The organism is uncultured Roseobacter sp. (genome assembly GCF_947495025.1).
Classification (GTDB): Bacteria; Pseudomonadota; Alphaproteobacteria; order Rhodobacterales; family Rhodobacteraceae; genus Roseobacter.
Map to the genome: position 1 here is coordinate 1 of NZ_CANLXG010000008.1, position 14175 is coordinate 14175.

General features: G+C 58.8%; 9 protein-coding genes. 8 read left to right on the plus strand and 1 reads right to left on the minus strand.

Going from position 1 to position 14175, the window contains the following annotated elements:
• Positions 1–284 precede the first annotated feature (284 nt).
• Complete coding sequence (locus tag Q0792_RS19780) at positions 285–818, plus strand: TetR/AcrR family transcriptional regulator (RefSeq protein WP_298845183.1); 534 nt, start codon at positions 285–287, stop codon at positions 816–818.
• Between the two features lie 83 nt (positions 819–901).
• Entirely contained in the window at positions 902–1330 is a 429-nt protein-coding gene (locus Q0792_RS19785; protein WP_298845186.1) for a nuclear transport factor 2 family protein, read from the plus strand.
• Between the two features lie 524 nt (positions 1331–1854).
• On the opposite strand, the gene Q0792_RS19790 is transcribed toward Q0792_RS19785, so the two are convergent.
• Positions 1855–2991 (minus strand): pyridoxal phosphate-dependent aminotransferase, encoded by a 1137-nt coding sequence (locus Q0792_RS19790; RefSeq protein ID WP_298845188.1) that lies wholly within the window; start codon positions 2989–2991, stop codon positions 1855–1857.
• Positions 2992–3022: 31 nt separating this feature from the next.
• Here Q0792_RS19790 and Q0792_RS19795 point away from each other — a divergent pair, with 31 nt between their 5' ends.
• The 6 genes from Q0792_RS19795 (at position 3023) to Q0792_RS19820 (ending at position 14157) form a co-directional block, all read left to right on the plus strand.
• The gene (locus Q0792_RS19795; RefSeq protein WP_298845191.1) at positions 3023–3976 is read left to right on the plus strand and encodes an ornithine cyclodeaminase family protein; all 954 of its coding nucleotides are present in this window, start codon (positions 3023–3025) and stop codon (positions 3974–3976) included.
• A gap of 224 nt (positions 3977–4200) precedes the next feature.
• Positions 4201–5196 (plus strand): MBL fold metallo-hydrolase, encoded by a 996-nt coding sequence (locus tag Q0792_RS19800; protein ID WP_298845194.1) that lies wholly within the window; start codon positions 4201–4203, stop codon positions 5194–5196.
• Between the two features lie 82 nt (positions 5197–5278).
• Positions 5279–6229, plus strand: a complete 951-nt coding sequence (locus Q0792_RS19805) for an NADP-dependent oxidoreductase (protein WP_298845197.1) — start codon at positions 5279–5281, stop codon at positions 6227–6229.
• A gap of 72 nt (positions 6230–6301) precedes the next feature.
• Positions 6302–6862, plus strand: coding sequence for a TetR/AcrR family transcriptional regulator (locus Q0792_RS19810; RefSeq protein WP_298845200.1), 561 nt, complete (start codon positions 6302–6304; stop codon positions 6860–6862).
• A 348-nt stretch (positions 6863–7210) separates the two neighbouring features.
• Positions 7211–9409 carry an NADP-dependent isocitrate dehydrogenase gene (locus Q0792_RS19815; protein ID WP_298845202.1) on the plus strand — a complete coding sequence of 733 codons (2199 nt, stop codon included), beginning with the start codon at positions 7211–7213 and terminating at the stop codon, positions 9407–9409.
• 254 nt (positions 9410–9663) lie between these two features.
• Positions 9664–14157: an ankyrin repeat domain-containing protein gene (locus Q0792_RS19820; protein WP_298845205.1), complete on the plus strand. Its 4494-nt coding sequence runs from the start codon at positions 9664–9666 to the stop codon at positions 14155–14157.
• Positions 14158–14175: the final 18 nt, after the last annotated feature.

A 14175-nucleotide genomic window follows, 5' to 3' on the forward strand; every position in this document is an offset into this window, starting at 1 on the left:
TTTATTTACATAATCCCTATTATTGGTTCAGGTTGTGCCGCTGCAAAGCCGGTCAGAGCCTGTCCCGGCCGCGTTATCCCGTCCCATCCCGCGCAGGTGTTCAGCCTGACCAGTGCTGACCCGGACCACAGGCCGGTTACGGTTCGGTCCACTGTTCGCACAGTCTGTGATCTGACGATGCGCCCGCCAGTTAGACAGACCCGCTTGACAAAAGATATATACATACATGTAGGTAACACAGTAAGGGCGTAGCCCTGTAAGCGAACTGACGGAGGACGTGACGGATGTCTGATACCCGCACCCGCATTCTTGACCTTGCAAACCAGCTGACCCAGTCGAGAGGTTTCAACGGGTTCAGCTATCTCGATCTCGCAGCCGAAATCGGTATCAAGAATTCAAGCATCCATTACCACTTCAAGGCCAAGTCAGATCTTGCCCTTGCCATGGTTGATCGGCACCGCGAAACGACGGCAGAATCGTTTGCGCGGCTCGATCACGACATCGACGATCCACGTGAGCGGCTGCTCAGTGTCGTAAGGTATTTTGAGGCGGATCTGCGGGATGGGAAAATCTGTTTGTGCGGGATGATGGCTGCGGAATTGCAGTCGGTCAGTGAGGAGGTCCGGCGCGAACTTGCACTCTATTTCCGGAAATTTCAGGACTGGCTGTCCAAACAGCTCTCTGAAATGGGCTATTCGGATCCTCCGCGTGCGGCATTGCAGTTTCTGAGCGCTCTTGAAGGGTCGCTTCTGCTCGCACGGCTTCAGGGTGACGTCACGGTCGTCGGCCAGGCGCTTGACGGTTTTGTGAACGGCTGACTTTCGTTTTCGGCTTGTACCTACATACATGTAGGTTGATATAAGCATCCTGACGAACCTAACCCCTGCCCCCGGAGATTCTCATGACAAGCCTGACACAGATCAACGAAGCCGACGAAGCCCACAGTTTTGCGGAATACAAAGCGGTTGAAGCCGCGCTGAAACCCTACATCGATGCGGCACTGACCGGCGATGGCGCTCTGGTGCGCACTGCCTTTCTGGACCATGCCCACGTCGTCGGGTCGGTCGACGGCACCTTTTACGATATGGACGCCGATACATTTGGTGGCGCCGTCTCCGAAGGCGGCCCGGCCCCCGACGTACAAAGTCACATTGCATGGATCAATGTCTCCGGCCCCGCGGCGGCCGCCCGTGTCGAATTCCTGAACTGGGGTGGCATGCGCTATACCGACTTCTTTGTTCTCTACAAAAAAGACGGCGTCTGGAAGATCAGCGGCAAAGTTTACGACTCGCACGCCAGAAACGAGAACGCTCAAAACCTGACCTCCTGAGGCGTACCTTTGCGCCGGCAGAACTGCACCACGTAACAGTGTCTGCAAGCAGGGCCTGATCGCACAGAAACCGGATCAAAGCGATCAGACCCCGGATCGACCGCTGACCTGATCCGGGACAGAGAAAACACGGGCAAAACCCTGTAATGACCATCGGACCGACCGTTGCTGCTCCAATGTAGACAGCAGCGGTTCCGCCTTCCGGTCTCAGGCGCATTCCCGTTGCTCTGGAGGTAAGCGAAATAACGATCCGCTCGCCTGATCGCGCACTTAACACTTAATACAGGTGTTTTCGGCCTCCGGGCGTCATAACAAAATATCATCCGCGCCACAGAATTCACTGGCCGCACAGGTATTGCGGCAATCACGATCACAATGGTCATTTGTGACGCTGATGCGTTTCGAAACCCTGATGGCTGACGTACCGGTGTGCGATGACGGCATCAGAAAAGACGTCCGGACCCCCCCTGAGAAAGGCTGGACCAGGCCTGCACCCCACCCATAATCAGACAGAAATGAAGGCTTCAGTTCACATTCCGGGATAAATGCGCTTCCAGTGCCGCCAGACCTTCATCAAGGTTCGTGCGCCCGAATCCCAGCCGCAGGCGGTCCGTCGGGGTTGGTCCCAGATCTGATGTGTAAATCGTGCTGGGAAGAAACAGGACTCCGCTTTGCTCGACCAGCGCGGCGCAGAAAGCCTCGACCCCGTCCGGACCTTTGTAGCGCGGAAACGCCATGCAGGATCCATCGGGGCGGCGCCAGTCGAACAGGTCCGGATAGCGGGCAAAGAAGGCATCCCATTTCGACAGATTCTCATCCACAATGGCACAGTTTCGGGCAAGGATCCGGTCCCTGTTGCTGAGCGCAATCATCGTCAGCCGTTCACTCGGGCCGGAATTGCAGATGGACAGATAGTGCTTCAGACGCTCCATCTTTGAGACGATCCCGGAATCCTGACAGGCGATCCAGCCGATGCGCAGCCCCGGAAGACCAAAGGACTTTGACATCACATTCAGCGACAGACCGCGTTCATATACGTCTGCGACAAACGGCAGATGCTGCGTTCCGGTTTCGCCCAGCCCATTGAATATCTCATCGTGCAGGATGTAGATGCCGTGCTTCCGGCAGAGTTCGATCAGGGCCATGTACCGATCCGGAGGTAAAATCGCCCCCGTCGGATTGTGAGGGAAATTTATCGTGACAAGTCTGGTATTCGGCCGAATGGCTGCCGCGACACGATCGATGTCCAGAGACCAGTTATCTTCCGGATCAAGCGGTATGCCTGTCGCCTCACAAATTGATACGGGCAGTGTTTCGTGGGACTGGTAATTCGGCGTGACGACGATTGCGTGACTGTCTTTTTCAAGGATCACATTGTTGGCTGCAAAGATGCCTTCACTCGCGCCGGCAAAGCACAATACATCCGATGCAGTCTGCTTTTCGTAGGTCGCGGCAATCTTCCCGCGCAGATCGGGTGCGCCGAATGTTTCGGTATAGCCCAGCCACATACCCTCAAAGGCGTCGCGTTCTTCGGGTGTTGCCATCGCCAGCAGATCGCGCATGGACATGGCTTCAGCATCCGAGGCGGTCATGTGGTAACGCGCTTTGAATTCCCACTTTGAGAAATGCGTTTCCAGTCGAAAATCCGGTAAAGTAGGCATAGGTTCGCGGACCTGTGTATGGAGTTCTGACATGATTAGCCTGACGCGCTCCGAAATCGAAGCACTTATCGATCTGCCGGCTGCCGCGGATGCAATTGAGGCCGCGTATCGTGCGGCAAGTTCAGGCGACGTCAACCTGCCGCCGGTGGGGCACATTACCTTTCCGGACCGTGATGCGGACTGCCACATCAAGTATGGCCATGTGAAGGGAGACCGGACTTTTGTGATCAAGGTCGCGACCGGCTTTCCCCAAAATGATCAGCGCGGTTTGCCGGGCGGTAATGGCATCGTGCTCGTGATGTCCGCAGAAACCGGCACCGTTCAGGCAATCCTTCACGACGAGATGGTACTGACCGACATCCGGACAGGTCTGGGTGGCGCCGTCGCCAGCAGGACGCTGGCCCGGACTGACAGTAAACGGGTCCTGGTGGTTGGGACTGGGCCTCAGGCGCGTCGCCAGATCGAGGCGCACGCGGTGCTGATGCCACAGCTGAGTTTTGCAGTCTGGGGGCGTGACTCGGGCAAAGCCGCACAACTGGTTGTCGAAATGTCGGACAATTTTGATGTGACGTCCGCGCCAGACCTTCAGATCGCTGCCCGGCAGGCCGACATCATCGTCACCGCCACAGGATCAACAACGCCCTTACTCGTATCGGACTGGGTACAGCCAGGAACGCACATAACGGCCGTCGGCGCCGATGCGCCCGGCAAACAGGAACTGGATGTGGCGCTGATCGCACGGGCCGATGTTCTGGCCGTCGATCTTGCGTCGCAGTGTCTGGACCACGGCGAGGTATCACATGCCGCTCAAAGCGGTCTGATCAGACCGGGTGATCTGACTGAGATAGGCACGCTGCTGCAAGGCTCAGGGTTGGGGCGAACTGATGAGCGACAGATCACAGTCGCTGACCTGACAGGCATCGCAGCACAGGACATCGCCATGGCAAATGCAGTCCTGCATGCGTGGCGCATGCAGAATCTGTGAACCCGCCCCAAAACCATCACAGAGCCGACAGGAAACCCACGACCGGCGTCGCGATCGTGATGCATCCCGGAACCAACCGCCCATAAGCATCTGAAAAACAGTTAAAATAAACCACTCACGAAACCGTTACGGGCAAATCTCTGTTTCCTCTTGAGTAATAAGACGACCGGTCATATTTAGATTTCGTGCTCATATGAACTGTCACGTAATCAATAGGAACTCCCATGTCTGACACACCTGAAAAACTTCTCAACCGCCGTTCATTTCTGTCCAGCGCAGCCACTGTTGCAGTTGGTGGCGCAGCAACAACCTCTCTGGTTTTGCCGGCAAAGGCCGACACTCCGATCGTGGGCGCACAACTCCCGAACGTGTATCGCCGCAAGCTGGGCAACTACGAAATTACTGTGCTCGGCGACGGCTATCTCGATCTTCCGCACCAGATCTGGGCGGGCCTCAGCCCCGAGCAGATCGACGGCTACCTCGATGACGCCTTTGTGCCCACCGGATCATTGCGCAATGGTGTGAATGCATACCTGATCAATACCGGCGAAAAACTGATCCTTGTTGACAGCGGCGCACGCGATTTGTTCGGCCCGAACGCGGGCCTGCTTCCCGGTAACCTCGCAGCAATCGGTGTGAGCCCGGAAGACATCGACGAGGTCCTCATCACACACGTTCACCCCGACCATGTGGCTGGCCTTTATACGGCAGATGGCAGGATAACCGTTCCGAATGCTGAGATTCTCGTGGATGAAGCCGACCTTAATTTCTGGATCAGCGAGGCGGGGCAAGCCCAGGCCATCGACATCGCAAAGCCATGGTTCGACATCGCGCGCGACTGGAAAAACGTCTACGATGGCCGGATCAGGACCTTCCGGGGCGAGACAGATTTCGGTGACGGCATTTCCTCCTTCCCACTGCCCGGCCATACTCCGGGGCATACCGGTCTGCGCATCGAAAGTGCCGGTGAAACGCTGTTGATTCTGGGTGACGCGGTCATCAGTGCCGCTGTGCAGTTTGCGAACCCTGACGCCTCTGCAATCTGGGATACCAACGCAGAAGAGGGTAAAAAGTCCCGTCGTACCATCTTCGATGTTGCGGCCCGTGACCGGACGCTGGTCACCGCCACCCATCTGCCGTTCCCCTCCTTCGGATACGTCGATCGCCGTGCAGACGGGTCTTACCGGTGGGTTCCGGAAGAGTGGCGTTACGCGACCTGATCTGTGTCCCAACACCTGAAACGGGCGGCGGCATGGTCGGCGCCCGAAACACCCCCCTCCCCCAAACCACGGAAAAAAAATCATGCGTGCGATTATCGCAGAAAAGAACGGGGGCGCTGAGGTCCTCAAAGTCAGAGACGTGCCAAAGCCCACACCCGGGATCGGCGAGGTCCTCGTCAGAGTAAAGGCAGCCGCCGTAAATCCATTCGACGCCCAGGTTCGCCGCGGTGACTACGCCGCCTTTATGCCAACGCCCCACAAAATGGGCGTCGATGTGTCCGGCACCGTCGCCGCTGTCGGAGAAGGCGTTGACACTCTCGCGGTTGGTGACGACGTGTTCTACAGCACACGTGTCCTGTCCAACGAAGGGGGTTATGCCGACTATCATGTCGAACAGGCCCGGCTGATCGCAAAAAAGCCCGCAGACCTTTCCTTTGTCGATGCTGCAGCCCTTCCAATCGCCGCCGGCACGGCCTGGGTCTGTCTGATCGAGCGCGGCCGTCTGAAAGCAGGGGATCGCGTACTGATCCATGGTGCCTCCGGCGGAGTCGGGTTGTTTGCGGTGCAGATCGGACGTCTTGCCGGCGCCCAGGTCGTGGCGACCGGTCGCAATGATGCGCACGAGCTTGTCCGGAGCCTCGGCGCTGACACAACAGTTGACTACCGCGATGTCGATGCCTGGGACCAGCTCGCGGCCTGTTCAGGTGGTGGCTATGATGTCATCCTCGACCTTGTCGGCGGGGACACCATCCAGAAATCGCTCAGTCTGCTGGCGTCCGGCGGGCGTATCGTCAGCATCGTCGACCAACCGGATCCGCAAAGTCTGTACGAGGGTTGGGGCGTTAATGCTGAAATCCATCTGGTGTTTCTGACACCTGACGCGGACCGCCTGGCCCGGCTTGGGTCACTGACGGCGCGCGGGTTGCTCAAACCTGTGGTCGAACGCACATTGCCGCTGGAACAGGCCGGCGACGCACACCGTCTGATCGAAGCCGGTGGTCGCCAAGGAAAAATTGTACTCGTCACGTCCTGACAGGACGGTGTACTTGAAAGACAGGTGCGGGGGAGTTCTGTCCCGCGCCTGTCCATCACAGGGTAAAGACCAATGCCAAGACCAAGCCACAAAGACAAAATCATTGATGCCGGTTTAGCGGTCTTTCACGAATTCGGTTACCACGCCAGTGGTGTGCAGACGGTTGTGGACCACGCGGGCGTCCCCAAAGGCTCGTTTTACAATCACTTCAAAAGCAAGGACGAACTGGGGCTCGAAGTCCTGAATGCATACTGGCGACAGTCCGAAGACATGCGCGCGGCGCTCAGGGCCTCAGACAAAAGCCCTCTGGACCGCATTGATGACCATCTTGCGTCCTTTAATGTGACCCGGTCCGGCTGCCTCGTCGGGAACTTCACAAGCGAGATGGCGAATGAACCGCAGTTCCGCGTCGCGCTGCGCGAGGTTTATGCGAGCTGGATTGCAGATTTTGAAGCCTGTATCGCAGAGGGCCAGAACGACGGAAGTATCCGCAATGATGAAACGCCCAAAGCGCTGGCTGCATTCATTGTGACGGCGCTGGAAGGCTCTGTTCTCAAAAGGAAACTGGAAGACGATGAGCAGACGATGGTCAGTTTCCGAAAAACCATGTTGCTCTTCCTGCGCGCGGGATAATCCTCGGCATGATGCCGGCGGGTCGGTGATTTCTGCACAGGCGTAACGGGGCATCTGATCGCCGGCGCACCCACGACAGGGCCAACACATCATCAAAGACCAGTCAGGCACCTGATCCGTCGGCTTTCTTCTCCGGAAACCCGCGCCCTTCTTTGACCTGTCAGCCCTTTTGTGCCGGCCAGGACGCGGAAACCTTGCAGGGCATACAAAAGTCTGGTCACGATGTGCTGAAGAAATCCTGTCCCGTCCGATTCAGTACGTCCAATTTGTCGCATACCATCGTATACCGTCGACCTTCCCGCTGGCTTTCGTTATCAGGGCCCCAACTCTAGTCATTAGGAGCACCTCATGTCCGATATTATTTACACCAAAGTCGACGAGGCACCGGAGCTGGCTTCTGCGTCACTTCTGCCGATCATCCAGAAATATGCCGGCGCCGCGGGCGTCAGCGTCGGAACAAAAGACATCAGCCTGGCCGGGCGCATTCTGGCGACGTTTCCGGAACACCTGAGCGAAGAGCAACGCCAGTCTGACGATCTGGCCGAACTCGGGCGGCTGGTCAAAACGGCCGGGGCAAATGTGATCAAGCTGCCCAATATCTCGGCCTCTGTACCGCAGCTGGTCGGCGCGATCAGAGAGCTCCAGTCACAGGGCTTTGCCCTGCCTGACTACCCCGAAGCACCGCAGACTGACGACGAAAAAGCCATCCGCGCAAAATACGACACCATCAAGGGATCAGCGGTGAACCCGGTCCTGCGCGAAGGCAACTCAGACCGCCGCGCGGCCAAAGCCGTAAAAAGCTTTGCCCAGGCGAATCCGCATCGCATGGGTGACTGGTCCGCCGACAGCAAAACGCATGTGTCTTCAATGTCCGGCAATGACTTCTTCTCCAATGAAACCTCCGCGACCCTCGACAGGGCAACAGGCGCGAAAATTGTTCTCGAAACCGCCGCGGGAGAGACCGTTCTCAAGGACGGACTTGAATATCCCGCGGGGACTGTCGTCGACGCGACGTTCATGAGCGCCGCGGCCCTCAAGGACTTTCTGGCTTCTGAAATTGCAAAGACCAGGGAACAGGGCATTCTGTTCTCGCTGCACCTCAAGGCAACCATGATGAAGGTGTCCGACCCCATCCTCTTCGGACACGCGGTCAAAGCCTTCCTTGCACCGGTTTTCGACAAGCACGGCGACGCCATGGCGGCCCTCGGTGTAAACCCGAATTCCGGCCTGGGCGACCTGCTGGCGCGGGTCGGGGACAACCCAGAAATCATGGCCGATATTGACGCCTGCATGGCAGACCGCCCGCCGATGTATATGGTCGATTCCGACAAAGGCGTGACCAACCTGCACGTCTCGTCCGACGTGATCATCGACGCCTCGATGCCCGCGCTTATCCGCGCCGGTGGCAAAGGCTGGGGGCCGGACGGCAAAGAGGCCGACGCAAACTGCGTGATCCCCGACAACTCCTATGCGCCGGTATATGACGAAGCGATCAGCTTTTTTAAGGAAAACGGCAAACTGAACCCCGCTACTGCAGGGACAGTTCAGAACATCGGCCTTATGGCGCAGAAGGCCGAGGAATACGGCTCGCATCCGACCACATTCGAGATCCCCGAGGCCGGTACGGTAAAGATGATCCTCGATGACGGCACGGTCCTGCATCAGCACACCGTTGACGCCGGCGATATCTGGCGCTCGTCTTCCGCCCGCCAGGCGCCGATCGAAGACTGGGTCAATCTGGCCATCTCGCGCCAGAAGGCCGAAGGCTGCCGCGCCATCTTCTGGCTCGACGAAAACCGTGCGCATGACGCCGAGCTGATAGCTTATGTCAGGCCGATCCTCGAAGCTCAGGGCGTCGCCGGAAAATTCGAGATCATGGCCCCGCGCGAAGCCACCCGCGCGTCGCTGGAAACGATCACCAAAGGCGAAAACACCATCGCCGTCACAGGCAACGTGCTGCGCGACTACCTGACAGACCTGTTCCCGATCCTGGAACTGGCAACCTCTGCCAAGATGCTCTCGATCGTCAAGCTGATGAACGGCGGCGGTCTGTTTGAAACCGGCGCCGGCGGCTCTGCGCCGAAACATGTCCAGCAGCTGGTCGAGGAAAACCATCTGCGCTGGGACAGCCTGGGCGAATTCTGCGCCCTCGGCGAAAGCCTGATTTTCCTGGCCGATGCCAAAGGCAACGAAAAGGCCCGGATCCTGGGCAAGGCTGTCGAGACGGCGACACAGGGCATCCTCGACCATGACCGCTCACCCTCGCGCAAGGTCGGCGAGCCGGATAACCGCGACAGCCACTACTGGTTCGCCCGGTACTGGGCCGAGGCGCTGGCCGCACAGTCGGATGATGCAGACCTCGCCGCGTATTTCACTCCGATCGCCGGCGCGCTTGCCTCAAACGAGGCGCAGATCCTGACCGAGCTCGCAGCCGTTCAGGGGCCGGCAGCAGAACTTGGCGGGTATTACCACACAGACCCGGCCATGACCGCAGCGGTCATGCGCCCGTCGGCGACGCTGAACGGTATCATCGGCGAACCCGCCTGATCCGGGGCTGTGACCGCGTGCCCTCAGCGGGTGCGCGGTCAGGCCACTCACGGCACCCAACCCTGCGATCCGGCATCGCGTGATGCTCAGATACGGCGCTGACGGGCATTCAGCCCCCTTCCGGCCTCTGACACGCACACCAGGCACCCCGGACAACCGCCGACGACAATCCGTGCGGAAACCGGCCTGAAAACCAGGTGACATATTTCGCTCTTTGAAGTTTACTTCTCCCCGGGGAACTTTGGTGAGAGCTGTTGTCGCAGAATAATTTCCGGATTTTCATCTCGTCATCGGGAGATCTGAGTGATGCGAGGATGCAGATAAACGAGCGCCTCACCCGCTGGCTGAAAACAGTTGGCCGCGACAGGGATATCCAGCCCTATCTCTGGGAGGAAGAGACCGAAGAGGGCCTCAAACTCTCCGATAGAATGAAAATCCAGCAGCAGATCATCGACACGATGTCTGCCGAGGTGCCCTTCACAATCTGCATTTTTGGCGAACGCTGTGGCGTTCCCCTGCAGGACGATCTGCCGCCCGAATGGCTGCACCGTCTTGACAGCTGGCGCGCCACAGAGGATCGCCCGGGCCTCGTACATCCATGGCCCGAGAGTAAGGAGAAGCAGGCCCGTCTGCTCAGAAACGGTTGTTTCCCTCTGACCGGAACAGTTTTCGAACTGATTTCCGCCTGCGCCATGCCCGAGGACGACGATAATCTGATCATCGGCTACGCCGCCAGCGGATATGTCGGAGATGCAGATGAGCCGGGCGATCTGTTCTTTAACGAAGAAAAGGAAAAGAAGCGCCTCGAACAGGGTGGCGGATCCCCCAACGACAAAAAGAAGATCAGTCAGGAACGATATGACCCACAGGTTCAGGGCCTTTTCAACCTGCTGAAATATCTCGGCAAAAATATCTGCGACCCGCAATGTTACAGCTGCGAGGCTGAAATGGTGCAGTCCGTTGTTACACGGGCGACCGACAAGCTGCGCGACCGGTATGACCTGACCACGGCACAGAACCCGTTCAAACTGTCGCTGGAACACTGGGCCGTTGATGATCCCAATGACCTGCCGGGCCGCAACAGACTGGTCACAAAGGTGATCGATGATCTCAAAGGTCCCGACAGCCCCTTTGTCCTGATTACCGGGCCCAGCGGATGCGGGAAATCATCCGTCCTGCAGCGGGGGGTCCTGGGAAAACTGCAGCAGGACGGCAGGGCAGTGATTGCAACACGCCCCACAGAGCTGGAGATCCACGGCAACAGGGACAGGCTGGACGCGTTCTGGAACCTGATCTGTGAACAGATCGAAGGTTGTCACCTGACCCGCCTCGTCCGCCTGGGGCGGGACAAAAAGATGGCCGACCATCTTGCGCAGGTTCTGGACCGTACCGGAACAGAGCTGGTGATCGGCCTCGACCAGTTCGAAGAGATGCTCGACGAAATGAACCTGGCCTCTTCTGACGAGGACCGGTCCCGCGGCTGGTGGCTTCTGCTGCGGTTTCTCAGCCGGATTGCCGGACTGCCACAGGTCTCACTCGTGGCAACACTGGAAGCAAAGCGCGAGGCAACATTCCACTCTCTCGACATCGAGAAAGTGATCGGGCTGCGCTATACGACACGGAGCGCCGCGGTCGGACCGGACGATATCGAAGCCATTGCCGCGCACGGGTTTGAACTCGGCAGGCTGCCGCTCGACACGGACATTCTGCAGGAAATCAAGAAAGCCTGGAACAGGTTCACCGGACCGGGCGCACAGCAGGCCAATGCCCCGTCACCACTGCCGCTGGCCTGCCTGTGGCTGGCCGAACTGTACGAAAAATTCGATGACAGGGCCGGCGTCACACCGGCACGGGCCGGCGGCACGGCGGCCGGAGATATGGCCCGCGCCGCCCAGGAGCCGGCAGCTCTGACCCTCGAAGACATCGGTGGCGCGCAGGCCGTTGCCTTTGAAGGTATCATCGCCAGACTTGCCGATCACGCATGGCGGGACGCCCGCCGGGGAAACCTGCCCGAAGGCGACATCGCGGAAAATGCCGAAAAATATATGGGGCTGATCGCTTTCCTGGATCCCCTTGTCGCCATGAGCGGGGACGGGCAGATGCGGCTGCTCAGCGCGCCGCGCGATGGTGGCGGCAGGTACCTCGAGCAGATCTTTGACGCCTTCATCGCGGCAGGCCTGCTGGTGCAGGCGGGTCGGGTCGGGCGCGTACGGCTTGTCCACCAGGCGGTCATCGACCGGTGGCCGCCCGCGCAGCGCTGGTATGCATGGCGCCGCGAGTATCTCGAGATCGAAAGGGAAATGCGCAATGCGGCCAGAAACTGGGCGGCCACAGGACGAAAGACGCCCGTTTACAATGACGGCATGGTCCGGAAAGCCGCACAGGTGCTGAACGCCAAACGGAATGAATGGCGCAAACCCGGCCCCGGAACACTGTCAGCCGAACAGCGTAACTTCCGTCGTTTTTGTCTGGCCTACCTGAAAAAGGCCAGAAACCCTTTGCAGCCCGTCGAAAACTCTGGCGACCTGAAACCGGTCATTACGCTGGCTGCCCAGTACCACCTGACGCAGGAACTGAAACGATGGATCCGGGCAGACGCACAGCTTCTGTTTGCGGAAACCAGCGATGAAACCACGCTCATCAAATCCGCAGCTTTTGTGGATGGTCCGGCGGTGCCGTTTTTACTGTCCGAGGCAAAAAAACACGGACATCCTGAATGGGCCAGAAAAGCCAAAAAAGACGGTTTCCATCCCATTGTCTCGACCATTCAGGAGCATGCGACAGAAAACTTCAGGCACCTTCTGCCATTCTATGACGATGTTAACTGTGTCGTCGCGCCGGGCGAACGGCGCATGCTGCACATCGCTGCAATGAATGACAATACTGATGCCATGATGACTTTGCTGGATCAGCAGGGTGTGGACCTCGGCATAAGAAACCGCAATGGGTTCAATGCGATTGACACGGCGGCGTATCACGGCAGCGAACGCGTGTTTCAGCTGCTTCTGCCAAAAGTGGCGTTCCTGAGCGAGGGCAGGTTCAACCCGCTGCACCGTGCGGCAATTTCCGGGCAGACGGATATTATCAGAAACATTCTGAACAGCGCCGAACTGAGTGAGGCAACCATCCGCCAGGCCCTCACGGACAAACCCGGGCGTAGTTCAGGAACACCCCTGATGGAGGCTGCCAAAGGGCGGCAGCCCGGCGCGCTCTCCATGCTGCTGTCGGTATGTGATCCCACGGACAAAGTCCACCGGACGCCCCGGGGCGATACCATGCTGCATCTCCTGTTCATGGGCTCCGGCAGCGAGCCAACAGCTGACGAAGAGCAGCGCGCCAAAGCCTGTGTCGAGATTCTTGTCGCCACTGACGGCATTGATGTCATGGCCTCTGTCATGGGCAAAACAGCCTATGAGACAGGCAGAAAGGACTGTTTCAGAGCTGCGCGCAGGATCCTGCGACAGCACATGCCGCTGGACTATCCCTCGATGCCGGTTGCGCTGCGCATCTCGGATCTGCTGTCTTCCAGCCCGCGCGAATACAGACGCCTGATCGAAGCCGCGCCAGAGGTGCTCAGCGACAGTCTGGACGGAACTACCGGCATCGACCTGCTGATCGAAAAGAAACGGATCAGGACGCTGACCGAAATTCTCTGCAAAGGCCTCGCGCCCGGAAGACTGCTCAGCCAGCGGTGGGACAAACTGATCGGGCTCGCCAGTGGCAAAGACGCGACAGCACTGCGCGAAGTACTGGTCGGCGTCGTTCCCAAAAGCCGGAATGCCGATCTGTCACCGCTGCTGGACGCCGCACTACGCGCGGGCGACGACGAGCAGGCCCTGACCGACACCCTTGTTGCCCGGGGCGTCAGACTCGAGCGTGGCAGTGCAGAAGCGGGCATGACGGTGTTTCACGAGATGGCCACCACAGGAGACACTGAAAGGTTCACAGAGCTTGCACAGAAACAGCCCCGCGCCCGTCCGCGGGATGACTGGGGGCGGGTCCCCTCAGACCTGGCGGCCCCGTCAGAACAGGCAGAATTCGCGGCCCTCGAAAAGACTTTCTTCAGGGGGCATACCCCCGGACACAGACCGGCCCGAGACCCTGCCCCCTTTCTGGTGTTCGAGACTTCACAGGGCATCGGCCTCGGGAAGTCCGTGCGTCGCCGGGTGCTGGCGGCTGTCCGCAGGATCAAGGGCTTTCCCGGCACAGATGCCGCCAGAACCAGAACGCTGGGCTACGAATTGCCCTTTTACAGGGATACGTTGCTTGTCGAGGTTACCAATCCGGACTGGAACGAAGGCCGGGTCCGTATCTGTTTTCTTTTGCACGCAGACGAGCTCATCCGGCTGAACGGAACCTCGCCTGCCATTCACTCATTCAACACCAGGATCGGGCTGAAAATCCGGAAGTCCGACGCGTTGTCCTATCTCGCGTTTTTCTGTTTCTTCGTCCGGGGCGACGAAGGGCCTTTCTTCGTGGCAGACCGGCGGGACAGCCCCTTTATTCCCGAGGCTGTGCGGTCGGCAGACTTTTCTGACCAGATACGGCCGGTCCGGCTCTGGGGGCGCGAAGAGACCACAGGCAACTGGCGTGCATCCGCCTGTGTGTATTACAGCGACGCCCTGTTTGTCGCCCATTTCCTGATCCGGCCCGGCGGGATGATAGAAATGCTGGCTGATGAACCTGTAGCCGCTGATCTGCCCGCAAAAATTGATGCGCCTCTTGGTTTTGACGATCCGTCAGACTGATGGCGCTCCCGGCATCCG

What these genes read in the sequence shown, in the direction of transcription:
- Q0792_RS19805 (WP_298845197.1), top strand. Translation starts at nt 5,279, where the DNA reads ATGCGTGCGATTATCGCAGAAAAGAACGGGGGCGCTGAGGTCCTCAAA.
- Q0792_RS19790 (WP_298845188.1), bottom strand. Translation starts at nt 2,991, where the DNA reads ATGCCTACTTTACCGGATTTTCGACTGGAAACGCATTTCTCAAAGTGG.
- Q0792_RS19800 (WP_298845194.1), top strand. Translation starts at nt 4,201, where the DNA reads ATGTCTGACACACCTGAAAAACTTCTCAACCGCCGTTCATTTCTGTCC.
- Q0792_RS19815 (WP_298845202.1), top strand. Translation starts at nt 7,211, where the DNA reads ATGTCCGATATTATTTACACCAAAGTCGACGAGGCACCGGAGCTGGCT.
- Q0792_RS19810 (WP_298845200.1), top strand. Translation starts at nt 6,302, where the DNA reads ATGCCAAGACCAAGCCACAAAGACAAAATCATTGATGCCGGTTTAGCG.
- Q0792_RS19785 (WP_298845186.1), top strand. Translation starts at nt 902, where the DNA reads ATGACAAGCCTGACACAGATCAACGAAGCCGACGAAGCCCACAGTTTT.
- Q0792_RS19780 (WP_298845183.1), top strand. Translation starts at nt 285, where the DNA reads ATGTCTGATACCCGCACCCGCATTCTTGACCTTGCAAACCAGCTGACC.
- Q0792_RS19795 (WP_298845191.1), top strand. Translation starts at nt 3,023, where the DNA reads ATGATTAGCCTGACGCGCTCCGAAATCGAAGCACTTATCGATCTGCCG.